The organism is Pantoea stewartii (assembly GCF_011044475.1).
Classification (GTDB): domain Bacteria; phylum Pseudomonadota; class Gammaproteobacteria; order Enterobacterales; family Enterobacteriaceae; genus Pantoea; species Pantoea stewartii.
Genome location: NZ_CP049115.1, coordinates 3,206,477 through 3,228,278 on the forward strand (window position 1 = coordinate 3,206,477; position 21,802 = coordinate 3,228,278).

20 protein-coding genes are annotated in these 21,802 nt (G+C 58.2%); 7 read left to right on the forward strand and 13 right to left on the reverse strand.

Annotation, left to right across the window (positions count from 1 at the left end):
* Positions 1–18: 18 nt before the first annotated feature.
* The gene (locus G5574_RS15150; protein WP_033739070.1) at positions 19–1,035 is read left to right on the forward strand and encodes a substrate-binding domain-containing protein; all 1,017 of its coding nucleotides are present in this window, start codon (positions 19–21) and stop codon (positions 1,033–1,035) included.
* A 170-nt stretch (positions 1,036–1,205) separates the two neighbouring features.
* Here G5574_RS15150 and G5574_RS15155 read toward each other — a convergent pair whose 3' ends face one another.
* The 3 genes from G5574_RS15155 to G5574_RS15165 all read right to left on the reverse strand — a co-directional run bounded on the left by G5574_RS15155 (position 1,206) and on the right by G5574_RS15165 (position 3,084).
* Entirely contained in the window at positions 1,206–1,634 is a 429-nt protein-coding gene (locus tag G5574_RS15155; protein ID WP_039339027.1) for a DUF6691 family protein, read from the reverse strand.
* A 15-nt stretch (positions 1,635–1,649) separates the two neighbouring features.
* Positions 1,650–2,075, reverse strand: a complete 426-nt coding sequence (locus tag G5574_RS15160; RefSeq protein ID WP_033739072.1) for a YeeE/YedE family protein — start codon at positions 2,073–2,075, stop codon at positions 1,650–1,652.
* Positions 2,076–2,577: 502 nt separating this feature from the next.
* Entirely contained in the window at positions 2,578–3,084 is a 507-nt protein-coding gene (locus G5574_RS15165) for a phenolic acid decarboxylase (protein ID WP_033739073.1), read from the reverse strand.
* A 98-nt stretch (positions 3,085–3,182) separates the two neighbouring features.
* Here G5574_RS15165 and G5574_RS15170 point away from each other — a divergent pair, with 98 nt between their 5' ends.
* A complete protein-coding gene (locus tag G5574_RS15170) occupies positions 3,183–4,061 on the forward strand; it encodes a LysR family transcriptional regulator (protein ID WP_164483242.1) in 879 nt (292 codons plus the stop codon).
* A gap of 72 nt (positions 4,062–4,133) precedes the next feature.
* Here the strand turns inward: G5574_RS15170 and G5574_RS15175 are convergent, their stop codons facing one another.
* The 3 genes from G5574_RS15175 to G5574_RS15185 are packed head-to-tail and all read right to left on the reverse strand — an operon-like array spanning position 4,134 to position 6,714.
* Positions 4,134–4,565 carry a GFA family protein gene (locus tag G5574_RS15175; RefSeq protein ID WP_164482811.1) on the reverse strand — a complete coding sequence of 144 codons (432 nt, stop codon included), beginning with the start codon at positions 4,563–4,565 and terminating at the stop codon, positions 4,134–4,136.
* A gap of 37 nt (positions 4,566–4,602) precedes the next feature.
* Positions 4,603–5,493 (reverse strand): siderophore-interacting protein, encoded by an 891-nt coding sequence (locus G5574_RS15180; RefSeq protein WP_033739076.1) that lies wholly within the window; start codon positions 5,491–5,493, stop codon positions 4,603–4,605.
* 15 nt (positions 5,494–5,508) lie between these two features.
* Positions 5,509–6,714 carry an MFS transporter gene (locus G5574_RS15185; protein ID WP_110268063.1) on the reverse strand — a complete coding sequence of 402 codons (1,206 nt, stop codon included), beginning with the start codon at positions 6,712–6,714 and terminating at the stop codon, positions 5,509–5,511.
* 132 nt (positions 6,715–6,846) lie between these two features.
* On the opposite strand from G5574_RS15185, the gene iucA reads away from it, so the two are divergent.
* Genes iucA through iutA form a run of 5 tightly spaced genes read left to right on the forward strand, consistent with a single transcriptional unit; the run spans position 6,847 to position 14,813 of the window.
* The gene (gene iucA / locus G5574_RS15190; protein ID WP_164482812.1) at positions 6,847–8,571 is read left to right on the forward strand and encodes an aerobactin synthase IucA; all 1,725 of its coding nucleotides are present in this window, start codon (positions 6,847–6,849) and stop codon (positions 8,569–8,571) included.
* Positions 8,572–9,519, forward strand: coding sequence for a GNAT family N-acetyltransferase (gene iucB / locus G5574_RS15195; protein ID WP_164482813.1), 948 nt, complete (start codon positions 8,572–8,574; stop codon positions 9,517–9,519).
* A complete protein-coding gene (gene iucC / locus G5574_RS15200) occupies positions 9,519–11,252 on the forward strand; it encodes an aerobactin synthase IucC (protein WP_164482814.1) in 1,734 nt (577 codons plus the stop codon). Before iucB ends, iucC begins: the two co-directional genes overlap by 1 nt.
* Before the next feature lie 3 nt (positions 11,253–11,255).
* On the forward strand, positions 11,256–12,590 hold the full coding sequence (gene iucD, locus G5574_RS15205) for an NADPH-dependent L-lysine N(6)-monooxygenase (protein WP_164482815.1): 1,335 nt from the start codon (positions 11,256–11,258) through the stop codon (positions 12,588–12,590).
* Between the two features lie 27 nt (positions 12,591–12,617).
* On the forward strand, positions 12,618–14,813 hold the full coding sequence (gene iutA, locus G5574_RS15210; protein WP_039339017.1) for a ferric aerobactin receptor IutA: 2,196 nt from the start codon (positions 12,618–12,620) through the stop codon (positions 14,811–14,813).
* Between the two features lie 110 nt (positions 14,814–14,923).
* On the opposite strand, the gene G5574_RS15215 is transcribed toward iutA, so the two are convergent.
* From G5574_RS15215 to G5574_RS15245, 7 genes are all read right to left on the reverse strand, one after another.
* Positions 14,924–15,997, reverse strand: coding sequence for an acyltransferase family protein (locus tag G5574_RS15215; RefSeq protein WP_164482816.1), 1,074 nt, complete (start codon positions 15,995–15,997; stop codon positions 14,924–14,926).
* A 262-nt stretch (positions 15,998–16,259) separates the two neighbouring features.
* On the reverse strand, positions 16,260–16,778 hold the full coding sequence (locus G5574_RS15220) for a YagU family protein (protein WP_058707847.1): 519 nt from the start codon (positions 16,776–16,778) through the stop codon (positions 16,260–16,262).
* Between the two features lie 34 nt (positions 16,779–16,812).
* Positions 16,813–17,511 (reverse strand): L-ribulose-5-phosphate 4-epimerase, encoded by a 699-nt coding sequence (araD, locus tag G5574_RS15225; RefSeq protein WP_164482817.1) that lies wholly within the window; start codon positions 17,509–17,511, stop codon positions 16,813–16,815.
* Complete coding sequence (locus tag G5574_RS15230) at positions 17,508–18,368, reverse strand: L-ribulose-5-phosphate 3-epimerase (protein WP_006121631.1); 861 nt, start codon at positions 18,366–18,368, stop codon at positions 17,508–17,510. Before G5574_RS15230 ends, araD begins: the two co-directional genes overlap by 4 nt.
* Entirely contained in the window at positions 18,365–19,021 is a 657-nt protein-coding gene (gene ulaD / locus G5574_RS15235; RefSeq protein ID WP_039339014.1) for a 3-keto-L-gulonate-6-phosphate decarboxylase UlaD, read from the reverse strand. The genes G5574_RS15230 and ulaD overlap by 4 nt, the downstream gene beginning before the upstream one ends.
* Positions 19,018–20,499 carry an FGGY-family carbohydrate kinase gene (locus G5574_RS15240; RefSeq protein ID WP_039339013.1) on the reverse strand — a complete coding sequence of 494 codons (1,482 nt, stop codon included), beginning with the start codon at positions 20,497–20,499 and terminating at the stop codon, positions 19,018–19,020. The genes ulaD and G5574_RS15240 overlap by 4 nt, the downstream gene beginning before the upstream one ends.
* The gene (locus tag G5574_RS15245; protein ID WP_058707848.1) at positions 20,496–21,791 is read right to left on the reverse strand and encodes an MFS transporter; all 1,296 of its coding nucleotides are present in this window, start codon (positions 21,789–21,791) and stop codon (positions 20,496–20,498) included. Before G5574_RS15245 ends, G5574_RS15240 begins: the two co-directional genes overlap by 4 nt.
* Between the last annotated feature and the right edge of the window lie 11 nt (positions 21,792–21,802).

The window sequence follows — 21,802 nt, forward strand, 5'->3', positions numbered from 1 at the left end:
CTTAACCGAAGCACCGTCGTGAAAAAAACAAAGCGCGTTACCATCAGTGATATCGCTGCGCTGGCCGGGGTGTCAAAAGCCACGGCCAGCCTGGTGCTTAACGGGCGCGGTAAAGAACTGCGCGTGGCGCAGGAAACGCGTGAACGCGTCATGGCCCTTGCTCAGCAACATCACTATCAGCCCAGCATCCACGCGCGTCTGCTGCGTGAAAATCGCAGCCATACGTTGGGGCTGGTGGTGCCTGAAATCACCAACTATGGTTTCGCCGTGTTTTCTCACGCGCTGGAAAACCTGTGCCGTGAAGCGGGTCTGCAACTGCTGATCTCCTGCACCGATGAAAATGCCAGTCAGGAAACCCTGGTGGTCAACAATCTGGTCTCGCGTCAGGTGGATGGTTTGATCGTCGCCTCCAGTCAGCAGAGCGACAGCGACTACCTGAAGCTGAGCGAGCAACTGCCGGTCGTGCTGTTTGACCGCCACGTAAATAACAGCAGTTTGCCGCTGGTGATAACGGATTCACTAACGCCAACTGCCGAGCTGGTAGAACGTCTGGCGCGCGCGCATCCTGATGAGGTTTATTTTCTGGGTGGGCAGCCGCGCCTGTCACCGACGAAAGATCGGCTGGCTGGCTTTATGCAGGGCCTGGCGCGGGCGGGCGTCACGCCGCGACCGGAATGGATCATCCAGGGCAACTACCACCCCAGCAGCGGCTATGAGATGTTTGCCGCGCTCTGTGCGCGGTTAGGCAGGCCGCCGAAAGCCGTGTTTACCGCCGCCTGTGGCTTACTGGAAGGGGTTTTGCGCTACATGAGCCAGCACCATTTGCTGGAGAGTGATATCCATATCGCCAGTTTCGACGATCACTATTTATATGACTCGCTGTCACTGCATATCGATACCGTAGAGCAGGATGTGCCGCGCCTGGCGCAGGAGTGCTTTTCGGTCATCACGCAAATGATTCAGGGGCAGGACCTGGCGGAGCGGCAGATCGTTTTGCCCGCCAGGCTGCGCTACCGCTCCTCGCTGGCGGGGTGATCCGGTTCAGCGGCAGGCCACAAGCGTGGTTCAGGTAACCGATCCCGTGCTGTTGCCACTCCGTTTCTGCATCAGGGCAAGATTACGGACAGGGCTCACGAAACGGGGACGGTATCAGGCCGTGCTTCGCCATGTGGCCATCTGAACGTTTTCATGATGGCCAGTTGGGATTACTGACCACGCGATAACGTGCGGCTGTCGAGCCACTCAAAAAGCAGCATGCCTGCCAGCATCGCCAGGACAAAGACAATGCCTTTGAGCACGCCGCCGCCGAGCAGGACCAGCGCCGGGCCGGGGCAGATGCCCGCCAGTCCCCAGCCGATGCCAAACAGGGCCGCGCCGCTGATGAGCCGTTTATCCAGTGTGCGGTTGCCAGGCAGATAAAACGTTTCCTCAAAGACGGGCCGCTTGCGTCGGGAAGCCAGCCAGAACGTTACCAGCCCGGCGATAACCGCGCCGCCCATCACCAGCGCCAGAGAGGGATCCCAGGCGCGGGTAATGTCCAGAAAACCCAAAACCTTCGCCGGATTCGCCATGCCGCTGACGAGCAAGCCCGTGCCAAACAACAGTCCACTAAGCAGAGAAAATAAAACGACCATCGTGCCTCCTGATGTTTACCCGTGACCCATCATGCCGACGGTCAGCATGGCGGTTAACATAAAGACCAGTGTCGCCACCAGTGAGCGCGGCGACAGTCGCGATAAACCACAGACGCCGTGACCGCTGGTACAGCCCGAGCCCAGGCGCGCGCCCAGGCCCACCAGTAAGCCGGCCAGCACCAGGCGTCCCCATGAGGCGTCAATGTCGATAGCGGGCAGCGCGCTGAATAACTGAAACACCAGCGGTGACAACACCAGGCCCGCAATGAACGCGAACCGCCACGGCTTGTCAGCCGACTGACGTTTCAGCAGGCCGCCCAGAATGCCGCTGATACCGGCGATGCGGCCACAAAATAGCACTAACAGACCCGCCGCCGCGCCAATCAGCAGGCCACCTGCCAGACTCTGAATCGGCGTAAAATGGTCCAGATCGATATGCATTACCGTTGACTCCTTGTGATCTGCCAATGCGTGCTTTAAACACGCCCTGTTCCAGCTAGCGTTCACCGTCGCTCTCAGGTGAACGACCGCGATTGCGCTTTACCTGCAACGCCATGCGCCTCAGCGCAAATAACGTGGTCGCGCTGCGGTGGCCGGGCAATATCTTCTGCTGACGACTGTCACAGGCTATTTTCACACAGCTGACGAACTGTGCTTACCGGCTTTTAAAGCAGGATGACGGCATCTGCCGTCTTTATCAATCGGCTTCGTGTGAGGCACATAAAAGTTCTGTGCACAGATCTGTTTTGCGCCAGGTGTACGGGGAGAGGGTACGGACAGAGGTGGGTGTCCGGACAGGATAAAAGAGGCGTGATAAGGGAAAGGAACCGGTCAGGGATAACCGCCAGTAAAGATCAACCGGGCCGTTTTGCATTGGCGGAATTGTATTGCTGTGTGCGTCTTGGTGAACAAAAAGGGGCTTAGCCCCTTTCCTGCCTGGTGACTATTTTAAGTTTTCAGGGAAATTCGCCGGCAGCTCGCTTGCCGCGCAGGCAATCACGTCTTCGTTATTTTTTCCGGCATCCCGTACAAAGGTAATCGTGGCAAACTCATCGATCACTTCGATTGGGTAGGTTGGGCCCGCATCGCGGTATTTCGCCATTTCGTCCAGATGGTCGTTCTGGAAACAGACGGTACGTTCAGGATTATTGATGACCCAGCGTGGGAAGAAAATGGTGCCGTGGAACAGCTTGTCGCTCATGTTGGCAATCAGGCTGACGCTGGTGCCGGTAGGTTCGGTCCAGGACACTTTATAGCTATTTTCCGCGACTCTGACGATATAAACGTGTTGGTCTTTGACCCAACGATTGCCCACCATCCCGCTGTGGATACGATAATCAATGGTGTCTTCGTTTTTAATGTACAGCTCATAATTCCAGCCGTTGTCGTAGGTATAAACCAGATGTTTACCTGTGAAACCGTCAAGATTGTGTTTGTCGAAGCTGCTCATCTTTCGTTCTCCTCTGTTGGTGAATCCAGCTTAGTCATTCACTTTATGAATTAAAAACGCTAATTTATGATGAAAACCATTCAAAAAATGGATTGATGATGCATAAAACCACGCTGGAACAATGGAGCCTGCTGGATAAGGTTATGAAAGAAGGCAGCTTTGCAAAAGCCGCCGACCTGACCAACCGCAGCCAGTCCTCAGTCAGTTACAATCTTGCCATGCTGCAACAGCGTATTGGCATCACCTTACTGCACATTGAGGGGCGCAAAGCGGTACTTACGCCCGCCGGTGAATTGCTGCTGGCGCAGGTGCGGCCGCTTCTTAAGGCGTTTCATTCGCTGGAGGCGTATGCGGGCGCCATACGCAGCGGCGTCAGAACCAAACTGGATCTGGTGGTGGACAGCATCTTTCCGCGCCGCCGCCTGTTCGCTGTCCTGAAAACCTTTCAGCAACGCCACCCACACACGCAAATTAATCTCACCGAAGTGCTCGAAACCGATACCGATTATGCTGAGGCCGATGTGATGGTGGTAACCCAGCGTCAGGATATGGCCGGGCGGGGCGAGTGGTTGATGAACGTGGATTTTGTCGCGGTGGCGCACCGCGATCACCCCTTGCATCAATGCGGCGTAGACCTGGATGAGGAACAACTGGCGCGGTATTCGCTGATTCGCATTGCGGATCGCGAACATTTTACAGTGCAGAATGAAAGCAGCAGTGGCGATTACTGGTCTTTCTCAACCATTGACGCGGCGGTAGAAGCGGTAATGCATCAGGTGGGCTATGGCTGGATTCCGCAGGAGCGCATCCGTCACGAACTGGCACAGGGCATCCTGAAGATATTGCCGCTTCGGCATGGGGTGCGCCGCGCCACCACGCTGCATCTGCTGATTAAAAAAGACATTATCATGCTGGATCCGCCCATCGCGACCTTACTTGACCTGCTGAAAACGGCACCGCAAACGGACGTACCGTAACGGGCGCCACGGGCCGGGCAGACGATCCGCCACGGCACAGCTTTCGTGAGCCAGTTACGCGGCGGACTGGATTTACGGTGTGACGTGCAGGGCGTGAAGCAGGGCATCCAGCGAGTCAGGAGCCTGCTGATGGCGGTTTTCAACCGGATGACCGCTCCACGACAGGGCATCGTCCAGGCAATAGTCGCCGGCGTAATGCAGATCAAGATCGTCATCCAGCAGGCCAATCGGCAGCCAGATCAGCGGCCGGTCACGTAAGTCGTTCGGCACGGTGGATCCACAGTTCCTGCAGAAGTCATTGCGGTATCCCTGCGGGCGACGCCAGCTGGCGATAAAGGTTTCACCGGCCAACCAGCGAAAGTGGTCTGCATTAACGATCGTCGCCAGATTATGGCCCGTGCCGGTCTGGCGACGACACAGCGAACAGTGGCAGCGGTAAAAATGACTGGGCTTTTGTGTCAGCCTGAATACCACCGTTCCGCATAAACAACGTCCTGAAATCATGCTGGCTTCCCTGAATAAAATGCGCTTAAGAAGACGATTAGTGTGCCCGCTTTTTGGCCCAGTACGCCATAAAGTTAATCGCTTCGCGATCAACGCCGCGCTCGCCAATCAGATGGCGACGCAGCAGTTTCACGACGGTCGATTCGGCGGCCACCCAGCCGTAAAATTCATTGTTGCGCGCCTGCGCACGATCCCACAGTAACTCACCGTCTTCCTCTTCCTGCACGGCCTGCTGCTGGCCGCCATCGGGTACGCTGACCTGGGACTGAATTGCCGCGATCAGGCATTCACCATGTGAAGCAAACGCAGGTTTGCGGGGCAACCACACAATGTCGGCAAACGCGTACGCCTGTAAATCGACGCAATCCTCAGCATCCGGCACCTCAAAAAAAGCCTGAACCCGGGGCGGATGGGGCTGGCGGGCCAGCAATTCCAGAATGCCTTTCGCGGCAGGCAAGGCGGTTTCATCGGCAATCAGCAGCGCATTGCGCAGGCCGTCTGGCGGCGTCCATTCATAGCCACCGCTGTCGGCCTCAAAAGCCGCATTCGGCGCAACGATCACCAGGCTGTCGCCCGGTTTCGCGTTGATGGCCCAGGCCGAGGCCGGGCCTTCTGTACCGTGGCTGACAAACTCAATGGTCAGCTCCTCACGTTGGACATCCAGGTGGCGCAGCGTATAGGTGCGCAGCAGCGGCCGCTGCGCTTTGGGCAGCGACAGAATCGTCTGGTACCACTCATCGTTATTGGGCAGGTCGGGCAGGCTGCCATCTTCGGCAGGCAGCAAAATCTTAATCCGCTGGTCGGGCGCATCCGATTTCATCTGTGCCACGTCGGGCCCGTTAAACACCAGGCTCAGCATCGAAGGTGAAAGGTGATGTTTGCGGGCCAGTTTGACCTCAAAAAGGCGGTAAGCAGGGACGTCAGCCATCGTCGTTCCTTGTGGTTAATGAGCCGATAAGGCTGATCGTGAACGCCAGATCAGCCCCGACAGGGCAATAAAGAGCATGGCGGCAGTGAGTGCGGCGGCAATCAGCGCGGCTTCGCCGTGCGAGTGCGTGATCACTGGCACCAAAAGGGCACACAAGCCATAGCCCAGCGTATGACTGGTGGCGATCCAGCCTGCTCCGGCGCCGTCTGCCAGCGTGTCGTTGAGCAGCAACTGATAGGCGGGTGTGCCGAGCGCCGCACCGAACGACATCACGGCACAGCCGACATAAAACAGCCAGAGCGGCGTGGTCAGCATCATGCCCAGGCCCAGCGCCATCAGGATCCCGGCGCTGATTAACAGTGAAAGCGGCGTCAGTAACTGCGGACGCAACACCAGAAACTGCGCACCCAGTGACGCGATGGCGGCAACGCTCAGCAGCCAGGCAACCTGATGGCTTATCGCCGCCGTCTGCCCGGCAAATTGTCGGGCCAGCGCCGGAGACAGTCCCAGTTGCATCAGGCTGACGGTGGCCGCCAGCAGCAGGGCGCATAGCAGGTAGGGCAGGCAATGAGGGCGCAGGCGGGCGTTTTTACGCGTCACCGCTGGCTGCGGGGCCGAACGTTGTAACGGCAGCAACAGGGCCAGCGCCAGTAGCGGCGCCACCACCAACAGCGCCAGCGGGGCCAGCGGATGAATCACCAGCATTCCGGCCGCGCAGAGGGGGCCAAAAAGCCGGCCACAGCTCAGGCCGGAGCTGATGGTCGCCAGCGCCGTCATGCGCTTCTCTTCGCCCGCCCGGTGCAGCGCCCATACCTGACAGGCGGGCACCATGGCCGATACCATCAAACCATAAAAAACCCGGGCAATAATTAATATGCCTAATCCAATCGGTGCGCTGACGGCTTGCACAGACAGCAGCGCACAGCCCAGACCGAGCAGCAAAAAGCTGGTGCCGTAACCGGCCAGCGACCACAGGACCACCGGTTTACTTCCCTGACGGGCAATCTGCTTTCCCCACCACGGCGACGCGGGCAAAAACAACATGGAGCCGAGCGTTAACAGTCCTGCCCACACCGACAGGCTCAGGCTGGTCTGAGCAACCAGCACCGGAATCGCGACCAGCAGGCCATTTTGTCCCACACCCAGCAACCCGGCGCTGATGGCTAAAGGCCAGTTTGCTAACGCTTTTTTTTGCGTCATGGCCAGTTCAGGAGATGTCACGATGTTGCTAACCCGTATCTTTGTTGTATGTATTTGTAAAATTTATTCTGCCAATTCTAACAATTGTCGTTGATAATGAGAACTGTTATCGGCAGAATTCGCATTATCATAACGACTGGAAATTGTTTGATAATGATACAATCAACGCATGACGGGGCCTGGGACGTGGCGGCACAATGCTTCCTGAACGCCCTGATCCGTGAAACCAGGGACTGGCAGTTGAGCCAGGGTGACCCCGCCGAACTGACGATCCCGTTGGATGAACAGCAGACCTTACACTTTAAGGTGGCTTACTTTTCTCCGACGCAGCACCACCGTTTTGTCTTTCCGGCCCGGCTGGTGACGCAGCGTGGCAGCCAACCGGTGGCGTTTGAAACCGTCGCCAGGCTGATTGTCGATAAGTTACAACACCAGCACGCGCTGCCCGTCGCAGGCTGCGAGGCGTTTTACCAGCGCGTAATGCAAAGTCATGCCCACACCCGCGAAGCGGCGGCGTCCCGTCATGACTGGTGCGGCCTGCGCGAAAACGCACTCAATTTTGCCGAGGCCGAACAGGCGCTGCTGGTCGGGCACGCTTTCCATCCTGCCCCCAAATCGCACGAACCTTTCACGCCGCAGCAGGCCAGACGCTACCTGCCCGATTTTGCCCCGCATTTTCCGCTGCGCTGGTTCGCGGTGGATAAAGACTACCTGGCGGGCGACAGCCTGAAACTGAACTTACAGCAGCGCCTGACGCGTTTTGCGGTCGAGAACGCACCGCAGCTGCTGCATGCGCTGACGGACCAGCGGTGGTTATTCCCGCTGCATCCCTGGCAGGCGGACTATTTGCTGCAGCAGAGCTGGTGTCAGCAACTGATGGATAAAGGGCTGCTACAGGATCTGGGTGAGGCGGGAACATCCTGGCTGCCCACCACGTCATCACGCTCGCTCTATTGCGCGACCAGTCGTGACATGATCAAGTTCTCGCTGAGCGTGCGACTCACTAACTCCGTCCGCACTTTATCGGTGAAAGAAGTCAAACGCGGCATGCGGCTGGCGCGGCTGGCGCAGACCGCGCGCTGGCAGGCGATGCAGGCGCGTTTCCCGACGTTTCGTGTGATGCAGGAAGACGGCTGGGCCGGGCTGCGTGATATGCAGGGCACGATCAGGGAAGAGAGCCTGTTCGCACTGCGTGAAAACCTGATTGTCGACCAGCCGCAGAGTCAGACCAACGTGCTGGTTTCCCTGACGCAGTCCGCGCCGGACGGCGGCGACGCACTGCTGACGGCGGCGGTTAAGCGCCTGAGCCAGCGCCTGCGTATCAGCGAACAACAGGCCGCCCATGCCTGGGTGGACGCATACTGCCAGCAGGTGCTGAAACCGCTGTTTACGGCCGAAGCCGATTACGGACTGGTGCTGTTAGCGCATCAGCAAAATATCCTGGTGGAAATGGCACAAGACCTGCCGGTTGGCCTGATCTATCGCGATTGCCAGGGCAGCGCCTTTATGCCGCACGCCGCAGGCTGGCTGGATGAGATTAGCGAAGCGCAGGCAGAAAACGTCTTTAGCCGCGAACAGCTGCTGCGCTATTTCCCCTATTACCTGTTAGTGAATTCCACATTTGCGGTCACGGCGGCACTGGGCGCGGCGGGCATGGACAGCGAAACGCACCTGATGGCGCGCGTACGTGATGCGCTGTCTGCGCTGCGTTGCGAGGTCACGCACACGGACTGTCTCGATTACGTGCTGGAAAGTCCGCACTGGAATGTGAAAGGCAACTTCTTCTGTTACCTGCACGATCACAATGAAAACACCATCGTCGATCCGTCGGTAATCTACTTCAACTTCACCAATCCCCTTCTCTCCCAGGAGCGCTAAATGTCTCAGGCAACGATTGTTCACAGCGGCCACGGTTTGCGCTGCGAGAAGTCTGGTAAGGCCCTGAATCTGGGCTGGGGACAGGACAACAGTGCGGTCCTGCATTATACCGGCCCGCTTGCCGAAGGCTGGTTGCGTGATGCGCTGGATCAGATGTTTATCGCGGCTCCGTCGCTTTCCGCCATTGTGTTGCCCTATGCCGAATGGCGGGAAGAGCCGCAGGCGCTGGCCCTGTTTGCCGCGCTGAAAAGCGATATCGTGCACCGCGAGGCGTTCTGGCAACTGCCGCTGTGGCTGTCCACGCCGCCTCAGCAGGCGTCCGGCGAGATGGTCTTTGATGCCGAACGTGAGATTTACTTCCCCCAGCGTCCGCCGCGTCCTCAAGGCGAAGTCTATCGCCGTTACGATCCGCGCGTGCGCCGGACGCTGAGTTTCCGCGTGGCCGATCCTGCGCGGGATGCCGAGATGTTCACCCGCTGGATGAACGATCCGCGCGTGGATTATTTTTGGGAGCAGAGCGGATCGCTGGCGGTGCAGACCGCCTACCTGCAACGCCAGCTCACCAGCAGCTATGCCTTTCCGCTGATTGGCTGTTTTGATGATGCGCCTTTCAGCTACTTTGAAATCTACTGGGCCGCCGAAGACCGTATCGGACGCCACTACAGCTGGCAGCCGTATGACCGCGGCCTGCACCTGCTGGTGGGCGAATCGCAGTGGCGCGGACCGCACTATGTACAGAGCTGGCTGCGCGGTATCAGCCACTACCTGTTCCTGGATAACCCGCACACCCAGCGCCTGGTGCTGGAGCCACGCGCTGATAATCAGCGCCTGTTCCGTCATCTGGCACCTGCGGGCTATGCCACCGTTAAAGAGTTCGACTTCCCTCACAAGCGCTCTCGCCTGGTGATGACCCAGCGTGCCCGCTTCTTCAGCGAGGTGGGCCTGTGATGAATTCGCACGCATGGGAAACCGTGAACCGTCAGCTGGTGGCGAAAATGCTGGCCGAGCTGGAGTACGAGCAGGTCTTTCAGGCCCAGGCGCAGGGCGATAACCGTTACTGCATCAGCCTGCCGGGCGCTGAGTGGCACTTCACCGCCGAGCGCGGCATCTGGGGCTGGCTATGGATCGATGCGCAAAGCCTGCGTTGTGCGGATACGCCGGTACTGGCCCAGACCCTGCTCTGCCAGTTACAGCCGGTGCTGTCGATGAGCGATGCCACGGTAGCGGAGCATATGCAGGATCTCTACGCCACCTTGCGCGGCGATCTTCAGCTTATGCAGGCGCGTCAGGGAATGAGCGCGGACGCGCTTATCGATCTGGATGCCGACCGCCTGCAGTGCCTGCTCAGCGGCCATCCCAAATTTGTCTTCAACAAAGGCCGACGCGGCTGGGGACTGGCGGCACTGGCGCGCTACGCCCCGGAATACCTGAACACGTTCCGCCTGCACTGGCTGGCGGTTCAGCGTGAGCATCTGGTCTGGCGCTGCGACAGCGCGCTGGACATCCAGCAACTGCTGCATGCCGCGATGGATGACGGCGAATACGCCCGGTTCACCGAGGCCTGGCAGGCACAGGGACTGGACGACAGCTGGCTGCCGTTACCGGTTCATCCCTGGCAATGGCAGCAAAAAATCGCACTCGATTTTGTCGCGGATCTGGCCACTGGCAAAATGGTCTCGCTGGGCGAGTTTGGCGATCGGTGGCTGGCACAGCAGTCACTGCGCACGCTGACCAACGCCAGCCGTCAGGGCGGACTGGATATCAAACTGCCGCTGACGATCTACAACACCTCCTGCTATCGCGGCATTCCTGGCAAATACATCGCGGCGGGCCCGCTGGCCTCGCGCTGGTTACAACATATCTTTGCCACTGATGCAACGTTGCAGCAAAGCGGGGCGGTGATTTTGGGCGAACCGGCCGCAGGCTATGTCGCTCATCAAGGTTACGCCGCGCTGGCCGAAGCCCCCTATCGCTACCAGGAAATGCTGGGCGTGATCTGGCGCGAAAATCCTGCGCGCTGGCTGCATCAGGACGAAACGCCGATTCTGATGGCGACGTTGATGGAGTGCGATGAGCAGGGACAGCCGCTTATCGGTGCCTACATTGCCCGCTCGGGCCTGAGCGCCGAGGCCTGGCTCAGTCAGATGTTTCGCGTGGTCGTCGTGCCGCTGTATCACCTGCTGTGCCGTTACGGCGTGGCGCTGATCGCGCACGGACAAAATATTACCCTGGCGATGAAAGACAGTATTCCGCAGCGCGTCCTGCTGAAGGATTTTCAGGGCGACATGCGGCTGGTGAAGGACGATTTTCCCGAGATGGCCTCTCTGCCTCAGGCGGTCCGTGATGTCACGGCCCGCCTGAGCGCGGACTATTTGATTCATGACCTGCAAACCGGACATTTTGTTACGGTTCTGCGTTTTATTTCGCCGTTGATGGCGCGCCTTGGCGTACCCGAGCGGCGCTTTTACCAACTGCTTGCCGCAGTGTTGAGCGATTACATGCAGGCGCACCCGCAGCTGTCGGCGCGCTTTGCGCTTTTCTCCCTCTTCAAGCCACAAATCATTCGCGTCGTGCTGAACCCGGTAAAGCTCACCTGGCCCGATCAGGATGGCGGGAGCCGTATGTTGCCCACTTACCTGGAAAATCTGCAAAACCCGCTGTGGCTGGTCACCAAGGACTGAATCATGACAAACACTGTTGATTTTATTGGCATCGGTATTGGCCCGTTCAACCTGAGTATCGCGGCGCTGGCACACGAAGCCGAGGGTTTTACCAGTGCGTTTTTAGACAGTCGGCCGGATTTTGCCTGGCATCCCGGCATGCTGGTGCCGGACTGCCATATGCAGACCTCGTTCTTAAAGGATCTGGTCTCGGCAGTTGCGCCCACCAGCCCGTTCAGCTTTGTGAACTACCTTGTGAAGCGTAAGAAATTCTACCGCTTTATGACGGCAGAGCTGCGAACCGTATCGCGGGATGAGTTTTCTGACTATCTGCGCTGGGCCGCCGAGGGCATGGATAACCTGCACTTTAATCACACGGTGGAGCGCATCGAGTTTGACGACACGAAACAGCGTTTCGTGATTCACAGCCATGACGGTGAGCGCTACGCACGCAATATTTGTCTTGGTATTGGTAAACAACCCTATCTGCCGCCGTGCGTCAACCGCATCAGTGCGACCTGTTTCCACGCCAGTGAGATGAGCCTGCGCAAGCCCGATCTGCGCGGCAAACGCGTTGCCGTAATCGGCGGAGGGCAGAGCGGTGCCGATCTGTTCCTGAACGCCTTCCGGGGAGAGTGGGGTGAACCGGCGAATGTCAGTTGGGTGTCGCGCCGCAATAACTTTAACGCGCTGGATGAAGCGGCCTTTGCCAATGAATATTTCACCCCTGAGTACGTATCCAGCTTTGTCGGCCTGAGTGAGAAGGCGCGCCAGACCATGCTGGATGAGCAAAAGATGACTTCGGATGGCATTACGGCAACGTCGCTGCTGACGATTTATCGCGAGCTGTATCATCGCTTTGAGGTGCTGGGACAGCCGCGCAATGCGCATCTGCTTCCCAGCCGCTCGGTGGTGGAACTGACCCGCCATCAGCAATGCTGGCAGGTGCAGTTACAGCATCAGCTCGATCAGGGTTATGACCTGATTGAGTGCGATGTGGTGATTTTTGCCACCGGTTATCGCCCGGCGTTGCCCGAGCTACTGTCACCGTTGATGAGCCGCCTGACCATGAAAGACGAGTGCACGTTCAGCGTGCGCGAAGATTTCACGCTGGAGTGGAACGGACCCAGGGACACTAACATCTTTGCGGTCAACGCCAGTATGCAAACGCACGGCATCGCTGAACCGCAACTCAGCCTGATGGCCTGGCGTTCCGCCCGTATTCTGAATCGCGCGCTGGGGCGTGATTTGTTCGATCTCAGCACGCCGCCTGCCCTGATTCAGTGGCGCAGCGCGAGCCGGGAAAAACCGCAGCAGGGTGCTGCATCCACTCAAAACTATACCGAGTCCTTGGGGTAAACCTTAACCTCGCATGCAGGAACGACGATGAAGACTAAAAACAAAAATATCTGGCTGCTTAATCCGCTGTTATTAGCCATGATGGCACCGGCGGTGGCACAGCAAACCAGTGAGAATGAAATGGTTGTCTCCGCCAGCCGTACGCACCGCACCGTGGCGGAAATGGCACAGACCACCTGGGTGATTGAAGGGGCCGAACTGGAGCAACAGGTCCAGGGCGGAAAAGAGTTTAAAGATGCGCTGGCACAGCTGGTACCGGGCCTGGACGTCAGTAGCCAGGGCCGCACCAACTACGGTATGAACATGCGTGGTCGCGCTATTGTGGTGCTGGTAGATGGCGTACGCCTTAACTCCTCGCGTACCGACAGCCGTCAGCTGGATTCCATCGATCCGTTTAATATCGATCATATTGAAGTGATCTCCGGTTCCACCTCGCTATACGGCGGCGGCAGTACCGGTGGCCTGATCAATATCGTGACCAAAAAAGGCCAGCCAGGGACCCAGTTTGAGTTTGAAACCGGCACCAAAACCGGATTCAACAGTAGCAAAGACCATGATGAACGCGTGGCGGCTGCCCTCTCCGGCGGCACCGATCGTGCCTCCGGACGCCTGTCCGTTGCCTACCAAAAGTTTGGCGGCTGGTATGATGGCAAGGGCGATTCACTGCTGATGGACAATACCCAGACGGGCCTGCAGTATTCCGATCGTCTGGATATTATGGGCACCGGCACGCTGGAGATTGATGACCACCAGCAACTGCAGCTGGTCACGCAGTACTACAAAAGTCAGGGCGATGACGATTATGGCCTCTATCTTGGGCGTAACTTCTCCGCAGTAACGGGCGGAGGCACCGCGTACACCCGCAAAGGGCTGAACTCCGACCGCCTTCCCGGCACCGAACGCCATCTGGTCAGCCTGCAGTACTCCAATACTGATTTTCTTGGTCAGGAGCTGGTGGGGCAGGTTTACTACCGGGACGAGTCACTGGCGTTTTATCCGTTCCCCACGGTGTCCGGCGGACGCGTCACCAGTTTGTCCTCCTCAGAGCAAAACACCGATCAGTACGGCGGTAAGCTGGCGATCACCAGTAAGCCGGTCGATGGGCTGCAGCTGACCTACGGCGTAGACGCCGATCATGAGCGTTTCAGTTCCAACCAGATGTTCTTTGATCTGGGCCAGTCGGCCGCCTCGGGCGGGCTGAACAACCAGAGCATCTACACCACGGGCCGTTATCCGGGTTATGACATTACTAATCTGGCGACCTTCCTGCAGTCCAGCTACGACATCAATGAGACGTTTACGCTGAGTGGCGGTGTGCGCTATCAGTACACCGAAAACAAGGTGGATGATTTCGTCGGTTACGCTCAGCAGCAGGCGATTGCCAACGGTACCGCGCGCTCCGCCGATGCGATTCCAGGCGGCTCTACCGATTACGATAACTTCCTGTATAACGCCGGTATCCTGATGCATATCACGGCGCGGCAGCAGGCCTGGTTTAACTTCTCGCAGGGCGTTGAGCTGCCCGATCCAGGCAAATATTACGGGCGCGGCACCTATGGCCGGGCGGTTAACGGCAATCTCCCGCTGACCAACAGCGTTAATGTGGATGCCAGCAAGTTGCAGGGCATCAAAGTCGATTCATGGGAACTGGGCTGGCGCTATACCGGCGATAATCTGCGTACGCAGCTCAGCGCCTATTACTCGCTGTCAGACAAGAATGTGCAGCAGAATCAGGACCTGACGATCAGCGTGGTTGACGATAAGCGCCGCATTTACGGGGTGGAAGGGGCCGTGGATTACTTTATCCCGGACACCGACTGGAGCACCGGAGCGAACTTCAACGTGCTCAAAACCGAGTCCAAAGTGGATGGCAGCTGGCGAAAATATGACGTGAAAGTCGCCAGCCCGTCAAAAGCGACCGCCTATGTTGGCTGGTCGCCGGATCCGTGGAGCCTGAAGGTGCAGAGCACTACCTCGTTTAATCTCAGCGACGACGCGGGCTACAACATCAACGGCTACACCACTGTTGATTTCATTGGCAGCTATGAACTGCCTGTCGGCAAGCTGAGCTTCAGCGTGGAAAACCTGCTGGATCGTGATTACACCACGGTATGGGGCCAGCGCGCGCCGCTGTACTACAGCCCGACCTATGGTTCACCGTCGCTGTATCAGTACAAAGGCCGGGGACGGACGTTTGGTCTGAACTACTCCGTGCTGTTCTGAGTCGGTATTCTTGCCCGGTGTTGCGCCGGGCAAGCCTCACGCCCGTTATCCTGGCAGCGTGTTGAGTACAACAAACACAGTGACCGGTTCAGGCCACTGTGTTTACCGGATTACGAACTGCGATGCAGCGTCAGCGGGGCAGACAACCAGCGGGCGACGCGCTTACCTGCTTTGATGGCGGGCTTTTCAATGTAGAAAAACATCACCGACGCCAGCGCCACGCTGGCGCTGACCGACAGTACGAAAATCATAAGGTTATCTGTCCAGGCTTTATCTGCCAGGCTGTTCATCAGCAGTACCATGAGCGGATAGTGGATGAGATACAGCGAATATGAGATATCCCCCAGGAAAATCAGCGTACGGTTGTGACCGGTGTCGGCACGGTAGCTCAGCATCACCGTCATGATCATGATGGCGGCGGCCAGCCAGAAACCGCCGTGCAGGCCAAAGGGCTGAGGTCCTGTGATCAGGGCGGTAATGACCGCCAGCACCAGCCCTGCCTGAAGCAGTCGGCGCATTCTGTTATCCAGTTCCGGTAGCTTACGTTTCACCAGCAATTCTGCCAGCAGCATCCCCAGGATGAACTCCATACAGATAGTGTTACTGATTAACTTAATCCACGCCTGCCACCAGTGCGTCACCGTCAGATGCGGCGAAACCTGTGAGGAAAAGTCAAAACTGCCGTTGTAGTAAAGCTGAAATCCCACACTGGAGACGATGAAAATCAGTGCACAAAGGTAGCTGCGATAGCGGTAGTTGATGCACATCGCTACGGTGAAAACGGCGTAAAACAGGATCTCGTAAGACAGCGTCCAGGGCGGCCCTAACGCGCTGAATCCAAACGTCGGTCCGGCGCTGCTGTAATCCTGCAGACAGAAATAGAGCGCACAGGACATATCGTGAAGAGAGCGATCGTGATACACCACCGCGAAAGACAACAGCCAGACGACAAAGAAGACCGGCCAGATGCGGAAAAAGCGTTTCACCATGAATGAGGTCGGGGCTTCGTTAAACTGATGGGTAATGAAGGTCATGATGAAGCCGCTGATAATAAAGAACACGTCCACGCCCAGCGCGCCTGGAATGTGTCGGGTCCAGTGACCCTCTAACAGCGATGAATTGTGCGCCAGTACCACAAGTAACGCAGCAAGGCCGCGCAGATACTGGATTGAGATGATTTTCATGAATGTTACAGCCTGTCGGTTGACTCATTAGCGGCAGTCGCGCGGGCGAGCCGATACGGTTAAGCGTAGGCCGTATTGTAAAAATGACTTAACAATGGTCAACCGCCGTTTATCGGGCAGAAAAATACATTTCCAAACGATAGCGTATTTTTGCTGAATAAAGCGCGGCGATCGAGGCTGTTGGGCGCACAAGGAGAAAAGTGCGCCATCAGGATTTCAGAGGGTTCTTAACCAAAATTGATAACTTACATGCGCAACAGACTCATGCAGCACGGCGCGGCGATACGTGTCCACCCAGGGCGCGCCGAAAGATTTCTATCGTCCACATCCACAGAATATGTCCCAGCGTTTCCGAGGCAATTTCCGCCAGCGGCAGGTGCCATAAGGGCGGTGCCCAGCCGTTTATGGGCAGGATCACGGCGTGAAATGCCACGGTAATGATCAGGGCGAACGCCACGCCCTGACCCAGCGTAATGATCGGGATAATCTCGGCCAGGGCGCAGTAGAGCAGGGCAAAGAAAATCGAGAACATATGATGAACACCGGCCACGCCCCAGTTCACCACATGACCGGAATAGTGATAGACCAGGTTGCTGACGTTGATTCCCATATCCTGGAGCATCTCGGCGGGGGGAATTGCCCTGTCCGGCGTTCTGGGCGGAAACGGATTCTCCGTGCCCCATTTGACAAAACTGGCGACGTTACCGCCCCAAAACCCTGCCCACAGCGCCGCACCGTAATGCCGATCGGCCGGGGACGTCAGATAAAACCCTGTTTTCATTTTTCACCGCTCCCGCTGAGTAAAAAGAAGAGAATTACTGGCCGTAATAGGCGTTTGCTCCATGCTTTCTGAGAAAGTGTTTATCCAGTAACGGCTGCTGCATTCGGGTGATATCAGGCGTCAGCTGGCGGGAAAAAATCCCCATATAGGCGATTTCCTCCAGCACGACTGCGTTATGCACGGCATTATCTGCGTCTTTCCCCCAGGCAAACGGCCCGTGAGCATTAACCAGCACGACGGGAATGGCCGTCGGGCTGATGCCGCGTGAGCGGAAGGTTTCGATAATCACTTCGCCGGTATTGTGCTCGTAATCGTGAGTAATTTCGGCCTCCGTCATCAGTCGGGTGCAGGGAATGGCACCATAGAAGTAGTCAGCGTGCGTGGTGCCCCAGGCTGGCAGGTCCTGGCCCGCCTGCGCCCAGATGGTGGCATGACGCGAATGCGTGTGCACAATGCCGCCGATGTCCTCAAAGGCCCGATAGAGCGCCAGATGGGTGGCCGTGTCCGATGAAGGCTTTTTCGTGCCCTCCACCACGCGGCCGCTTGCCAGTTCCAGTACCACAATATCGTCTACCGTCATGCCGTCGTATTCCACGCCGGAGGGCTTAATCGCCATCAGCCCTTGCGCACGATCGACGGCGCTGACGTTGCCCCAGGTAAACGTCACCAGATGGTGGCGCGGCAGCGCCAGGTTTGCCGCCAGCACCTGCTCTTTCATCATGGCAATGCTCATAGTAAGCCTCCTTCCTGCATTTTCTGTTCAATCCAGCGCCGTGCCTGTACGATCTCGGCAACCGGCTCCTCGGCTTTCTCGGTCCACATCTCAATCAGAAACGATCCGCGATAATTCAGCGCTTTGAGCGTGCGAAACACGCCAACGAAATCCACGCAGCCTTCACCAAAGGGCACATCGCGGAACTGCCCCGGCGAATGGGCGGTGACCGGTTGGGTATCTTTCAAATGAATGGCGGCGATGCGATCAATGCCCAGCGTCAGTTCGGCAGTCACGTCATTGCCCCAGGCGCTGAGATTGCCCACATCCGGATAAACGGAAAACCACGGAGAAGCCTGCTGCTGTTCCCAGGCTTTCCACTTGCTGATGGCGTTCATGAATTCGGTATCCATGATCTCCACCGCCAGCATCACCTGCGCCGCTGCTGCGCGCTGCACTGCGCGTGACAAGCCCTCGGCAAACCGCGCGACTGTGCCTGCATCATGCGGTTCGTAGTAGACGTCATAGCCCGCCAGTTGAATCGTGCGGATCCCCACATCTTTCGCCAGCTGGATGGCCTGATCGATCAGATCGTCTGCGCGCTGGCGGATCGCCGGATCGTGGCTGCCAAAGGGAAAGCGGCGATGGCCGGACAGGCACAGGGAAGGAATGGTGACGCCGGTTTCGATGGTCGCGTTGACCAGCGACAGGCGCTGCTCTTTGCTCCAGTTCAGCCGGTCCAGCCGTTCATCGGTTTCATCGACCGACATTTCCACAAAATCAAACCCGCAGGCTTTGGCCAGCGCGAGACGTTCTGGCCAGGTGAGATTCGCAGGCAGGGCTTTTTCGTAAATCCCTAACGGGTGCAGGCGTTTCATACTGTCCCCCAATGGCGGCCAATGGCCTGGTGAAATGCGGTGGCGCATGCAATGCCGTTCTCGCCATCGCTCAGGGCGCGGCCGGCAATAAACGCCTTCACATCGATATCGCGAAACTGAGAAAGGTCATCCGGGGTGATACCGCCCGTGACGGACAGGGCAAAACCCAGGTCTGATAAGGCTTTCATGGTATCCAGATCGTGCTGATTCCACTGTTGCCCGCTGGCCTGTGCGTCCCGTCCACGGTGATAAATAGCCTGGGTCAGACCCAGCTTTCGCCACTGCCGGGCATCATCCAGCGTCCAGTTGCCAAACAGTTCGATCTGAATATCCCCCTGGTACTGCTGCGCAACCGCCAGCGCGCTGGCAAAGGTTGCCAGCGGCGCGGCACAGATCACCGTCATCCAGTTAGCCCCTGCCGCAAAAGCCATCTCCGCCAGGGTGCCGCCGGCATCCGCCACTTTGTAATCCGCGACCAGCGTTTTTTCCGGGTGCTGCTGGCGCAGATGACGTACGGCTTCAACACCGCAGCTCAGGCACAAAAGCGTACCGGCTTCGATAATGTCGACATGCGGATGCAGTTGCCGGGCGGTACTGAGTGCGGCATCCAGCGTGGTGTGATCCAGCGCCAGCTGGAGTAAGGGCAGGCTCATGGCAGGTCTCCCTGGGCGTCGCGCAGGACGCGAATCAGATGTTGATAACGCTGATACTTTTGCTGGTAGCGGTCATAGCACGTGCTGTCCGGTTGCCAGCACACGATGTCAGGGGCCAGGGCCTGCTGGGCCGCCTGGAGTGAGGCATAAGCCCCGGTACCGGTTAATGCCACCAGCGCCGCGCCCAGACAGCCGCTCTCACTGATCTGCGGAACTTCAACCGTCAGGCCGCTGGCATCGGCAAACATCTGCATCCAGGGCGCAGAGCGCGTAGGCCCACCGCTCAGACGCAGGGCGGTAACCTGAGGAAAACGTTGCAGAATACGGTTGAGGTGCGTCAGATGTGAGAACACCACGCCTTCGTAGATGGCCTGAACCAGATGGGCGCGCGTGTGACCTGCCTGCAGGCCAAAAAAGCTGCCGTGCAGATCGGCGCCGGCATTGGTGCCATACAGGAAAGGCAGAAACAGCACACTGCTGCTGGCGGGGGCCAGCGCTGCTACCCACGCATTAAGCTGGCTGTAGTCCTTAATGCCCCACTGGTCACAAAACCATTCCAGATTGGCCGCCGACGTCGGGCTGGCCTCATGGATAAGGTACTGACCCTCAATGGCATAACGACCATAAACGTAGGGATAGTCTGCTTCATCGCTGATGCAGTCGGTAATGCCGCTGGTCACTGACCAGGTTCCCATCACCGCGTTCAGGCGCGTCGCATCATTCAGGCCCGCGCACAGCGCTGTTGACATCACATCGAACAGGCCGCCCACGACGGGCGTACCGGGCAGCAGACCGCATTCGGCAGCGGCCCCGGCGGTAACATAGCCCGCAATCTGCGTCGGGCCGATAATCGGCGGCAGTGCCGATATTATCTCCGGGATACCTGACATCTCTGCCAGTGCAGGCGACCAGTCGGCTGCCTGCATGTCATACAGATTGGACTCAGAGATATTGGTTTCTTCGCATGCCCGCTCGCCGGTCAGACAGAAACGCAGATAGTCATGGGCCATCATGACGCTGCCAATCGCCGCATAGCGCTGTGGCTGATGCTGCTTGATCCAGCGCAGCAGCGACACCGGGTGGCCGGTCCACAGCGTTTGTCGGGTCAGCGGATAGAGTTTCTGCGGCAAGCCTTCCCGTTGCCACTGTTGCACAAGGCTCAGGGCGCGGCGGTCGGAGGAGAGGATGCCGTTGCCCAGCGGGCGGTGCTGTTTGTCCAGCAGAAACAGCCCCTTACCCTGTGCGGAAATGCCCATACCGGCGACCGACGCCGCATCCTCGCCGCTGGTGGTCAGCACCTCACGGATGACGGCTGCCGCCTGGTGCCACAGCAGCGTCATATCGCGTTCGGCATAACCCGGTTCCGGTACAACAACCGGCAGGTTTTGCCGGGCGACGGCCAGCTCGCGGCCCTGTATATCGTACAGCCCGGCTTTAATAAAGGTGCCGCCACAGTCCAGTCCCAGCCAGCGTTTCATAATGCCTCCTGTTGAGGGGAATCGCAGCGTGCGGGCAACGTCATCGCCAGCAGGGCGGCAATCGCCAGTGAAATGGCAAGGCTGTAAACCCCGGCATCCCGGCTGTAAAACGCCATCAGAATGCCCACCATGTAGGGACCGCAGAAGCCGCCCAGGTTGCCCAGCGCGTTGATCAGGCCGCGCGCGCCGCCAGCCACCTCGGCATTAAACAGGCGCGGCGGAATACTCCAGAACACGCCCGCCGCAGACTGGATAAAGACGCCACAGCCCACCAGCGCCGCGTAGGACCACCAGATATGCGCTTTCAGTAACACCGACAGCGCCATGCACAGCGCAAAGCCGGCCAGCGGCAGCGCCACGAACAGCTTGCGCCGTCCGGTCGCGTCCGACAGAACAGAAAACAAAAACATGCCGACGATCGCCCCGACGTAGGGCAGAATGGCCAGAAAGCCCACCTGCTCCACATTACCGTGCGTCAGTCCTTTCAGGATGGTGGGCAGCCAGAGCGTGTAGCCGTAAATGCCGGTCTGATAGAAGAAATTGACCAGAATCAGCCGCCACATAACCGGTTCGCGCATCACGCGCATCAGCGAGGCGTTGCGCACGTTCTGCCCTTTGATCATCAGCTGTTCGTTATGCAGCGTGGTGATGAGATAGTGTTTTTCGGCTGGCGAAATCCATCTCGCTTCCTGCGGGCGGTTACTGATCGTGAAATGCCACAGGGCCATCACGACCAGAGATAACGCGCCTTCCACGTAGAACAGCATGCGCCAGTCCCAGCCGGTAATGATCCAGCCTGAGAGCGGAGCCGTGATGATCCCGGCGATCGGCACAAACATGATCACGATGGCATTTGCACGACCGCGCTCCGCATCCGGGAACCAGTTGCCGATCATCGTCAGCACCACCGGTAACATGCCGCCTTCGGCGATTCCCAGCGCAAAGCGCAGCGCCAGCAGCTGATACTGGCTGGTGGCCATGCCGGTCAGTATGGAAATCACCGCCCAGGCCAGCAGCGACCAGCCAATAAAGCGTTTACCGTTGCCGTAAACGGCCAGCCTGCCGCCGGGCACCTGCAGGAACAGGTAGCCAATGAAGAAAATGCCGCCTGCCAGCCCGGCCATCGAGGCGCTGATGCCCAGTTCAGCATCCATGCCGCCCGGCATCGCAAAGGCGATGTTGACCCGATCCATATACGAAATGATGCAGGTAATCAGAATCGGCGGAATGATCCGCAGCCAGCGCAGTGCAGGGACCTTTTCATGATTGACAGCGCTTGTGGTGATGCTCATCGTGCCTCCCT

Bases quoted from the DNA above. Each gene is read 5' to 3' on its own strand.
- G5574_RS15155 (WP_039339027.1), bottom strand. From the start codon at position 1,634: ATGGTCGTTTTATTTTCTCTGCTTAGTGGACTGTTGTTTGGCACGGGC.
- G5574_RS15160 (WP_033739072.1), bottom strand. From the start codon at position 2,075: ATGCATATCGATCTGGACCATTTTACGCCGATTCAGAGTCTGGCAGGT.
- G5574_RS15165 (WP_033739073.1), bottom strand. From the start codon at position 3,084: ATGAGCAGCTTCGACAAACACAATCTTGACGGTTTCACAGGTAAACAT.
- G5574_RS15170 (WP_164483242.1), top strand. From the start codon at position 3,183: ATGCATAAAACCACGCTGGAACAATGGAGCCTGCTGGATAAGGTTATG.
- G5574_RS15175 (WP_164482811.1), bottom strand. From the start codon at position 4,565: ATGATTTCAGGACGTTGTTTATGCGGAACGGTGGTATTCAGGCTGACA.
- G5574_RS15180 (WP_033739076.1), bottom strand. From the start codon at position 5,493: ATGGCTGACGTCCCTGCTTACCGCCTTTTTGAGGTCAAACTGGCCCGC.
- iucA (WP_164482812.1), top strand. From the start codon at position 6,847: ATGATACAATCAACGCATGACGGGGCCTGGGACGTGGCGGCACAATGC.
- iucB (WP_164482813.1), top strand. From the start codon at position 8,572: ATGTCTCAGGCAACGATTGTTCACAGCGGCCACGGTTTGCGCTGCGAG.
- iucC (WP_164482814.1), top strand. From the start codon at position 9,519: ATGAATTCGCACGCATGGGAAACCGTGAACCGTCAGCTGGTGGCGAAA.
- iucD (WP_164482815.1), top strand. From the start codon at position 11,256: ATGACAAACACTGTTGATTTTATTGGCATCGGTATTGGCCCGTTCAAC.
- iutA (WP_039339017.1), top strand. From the start codon at position 12,618: ATGAAGACTAAAAACAAAAATATCTGGCTGCTTAATCCGCTGTTATTA.
- G5574_RS15215 (WP_164482816.1), bottom strand. From the start codon at position 15,997: ATGAAAATCATCTCAATCCAGTATCTGCGCGGCCTTGCTGCGTTACTT.
- G5574_RS15220 (WP_058707847.1), bottom strand. From the start codon at position 16,778: ATGAAAACAGGGTTTTATCTGACGTCCCCGGCCGATCGGCATTACGGT.
- araD (WP_164482817.1), bottom strand. From the start codon at position 17,511: ATGAGCATTGCCATGATGAAAGAGCAGGTGCTGGCGGCAAACCTGGCG.
- G5574_RS15230 (WP_006121631.1), bottom strand. From the start codon at position 18,368: ATGAAACGCCTGCACCCGTTAGGGATTTACGAAAAAGCCCTGCCTGCG.
- ulaD (WP_039339014.1), bottom strand. From the start codon at position 19,021: ATGAGCCTGCCCTTACTCCAGCTGGCGCTGGATCACACCACGCTGGAT.
- G5574_RS15240 (WP_039339013.1), bottom strand. From the start codon at position 20,499: ATGAAACGCTGGCTGGGACTGGACTGTGGCGGCACCTTTATTAAAGCC.
- G5574_RS15245 (WP_058707848.1), bottom strand. From the start codon at position 21,791: ATGAGCATCACCACAAGCGCTGTCAATCATGAAAAGGTCCCTGCACTG.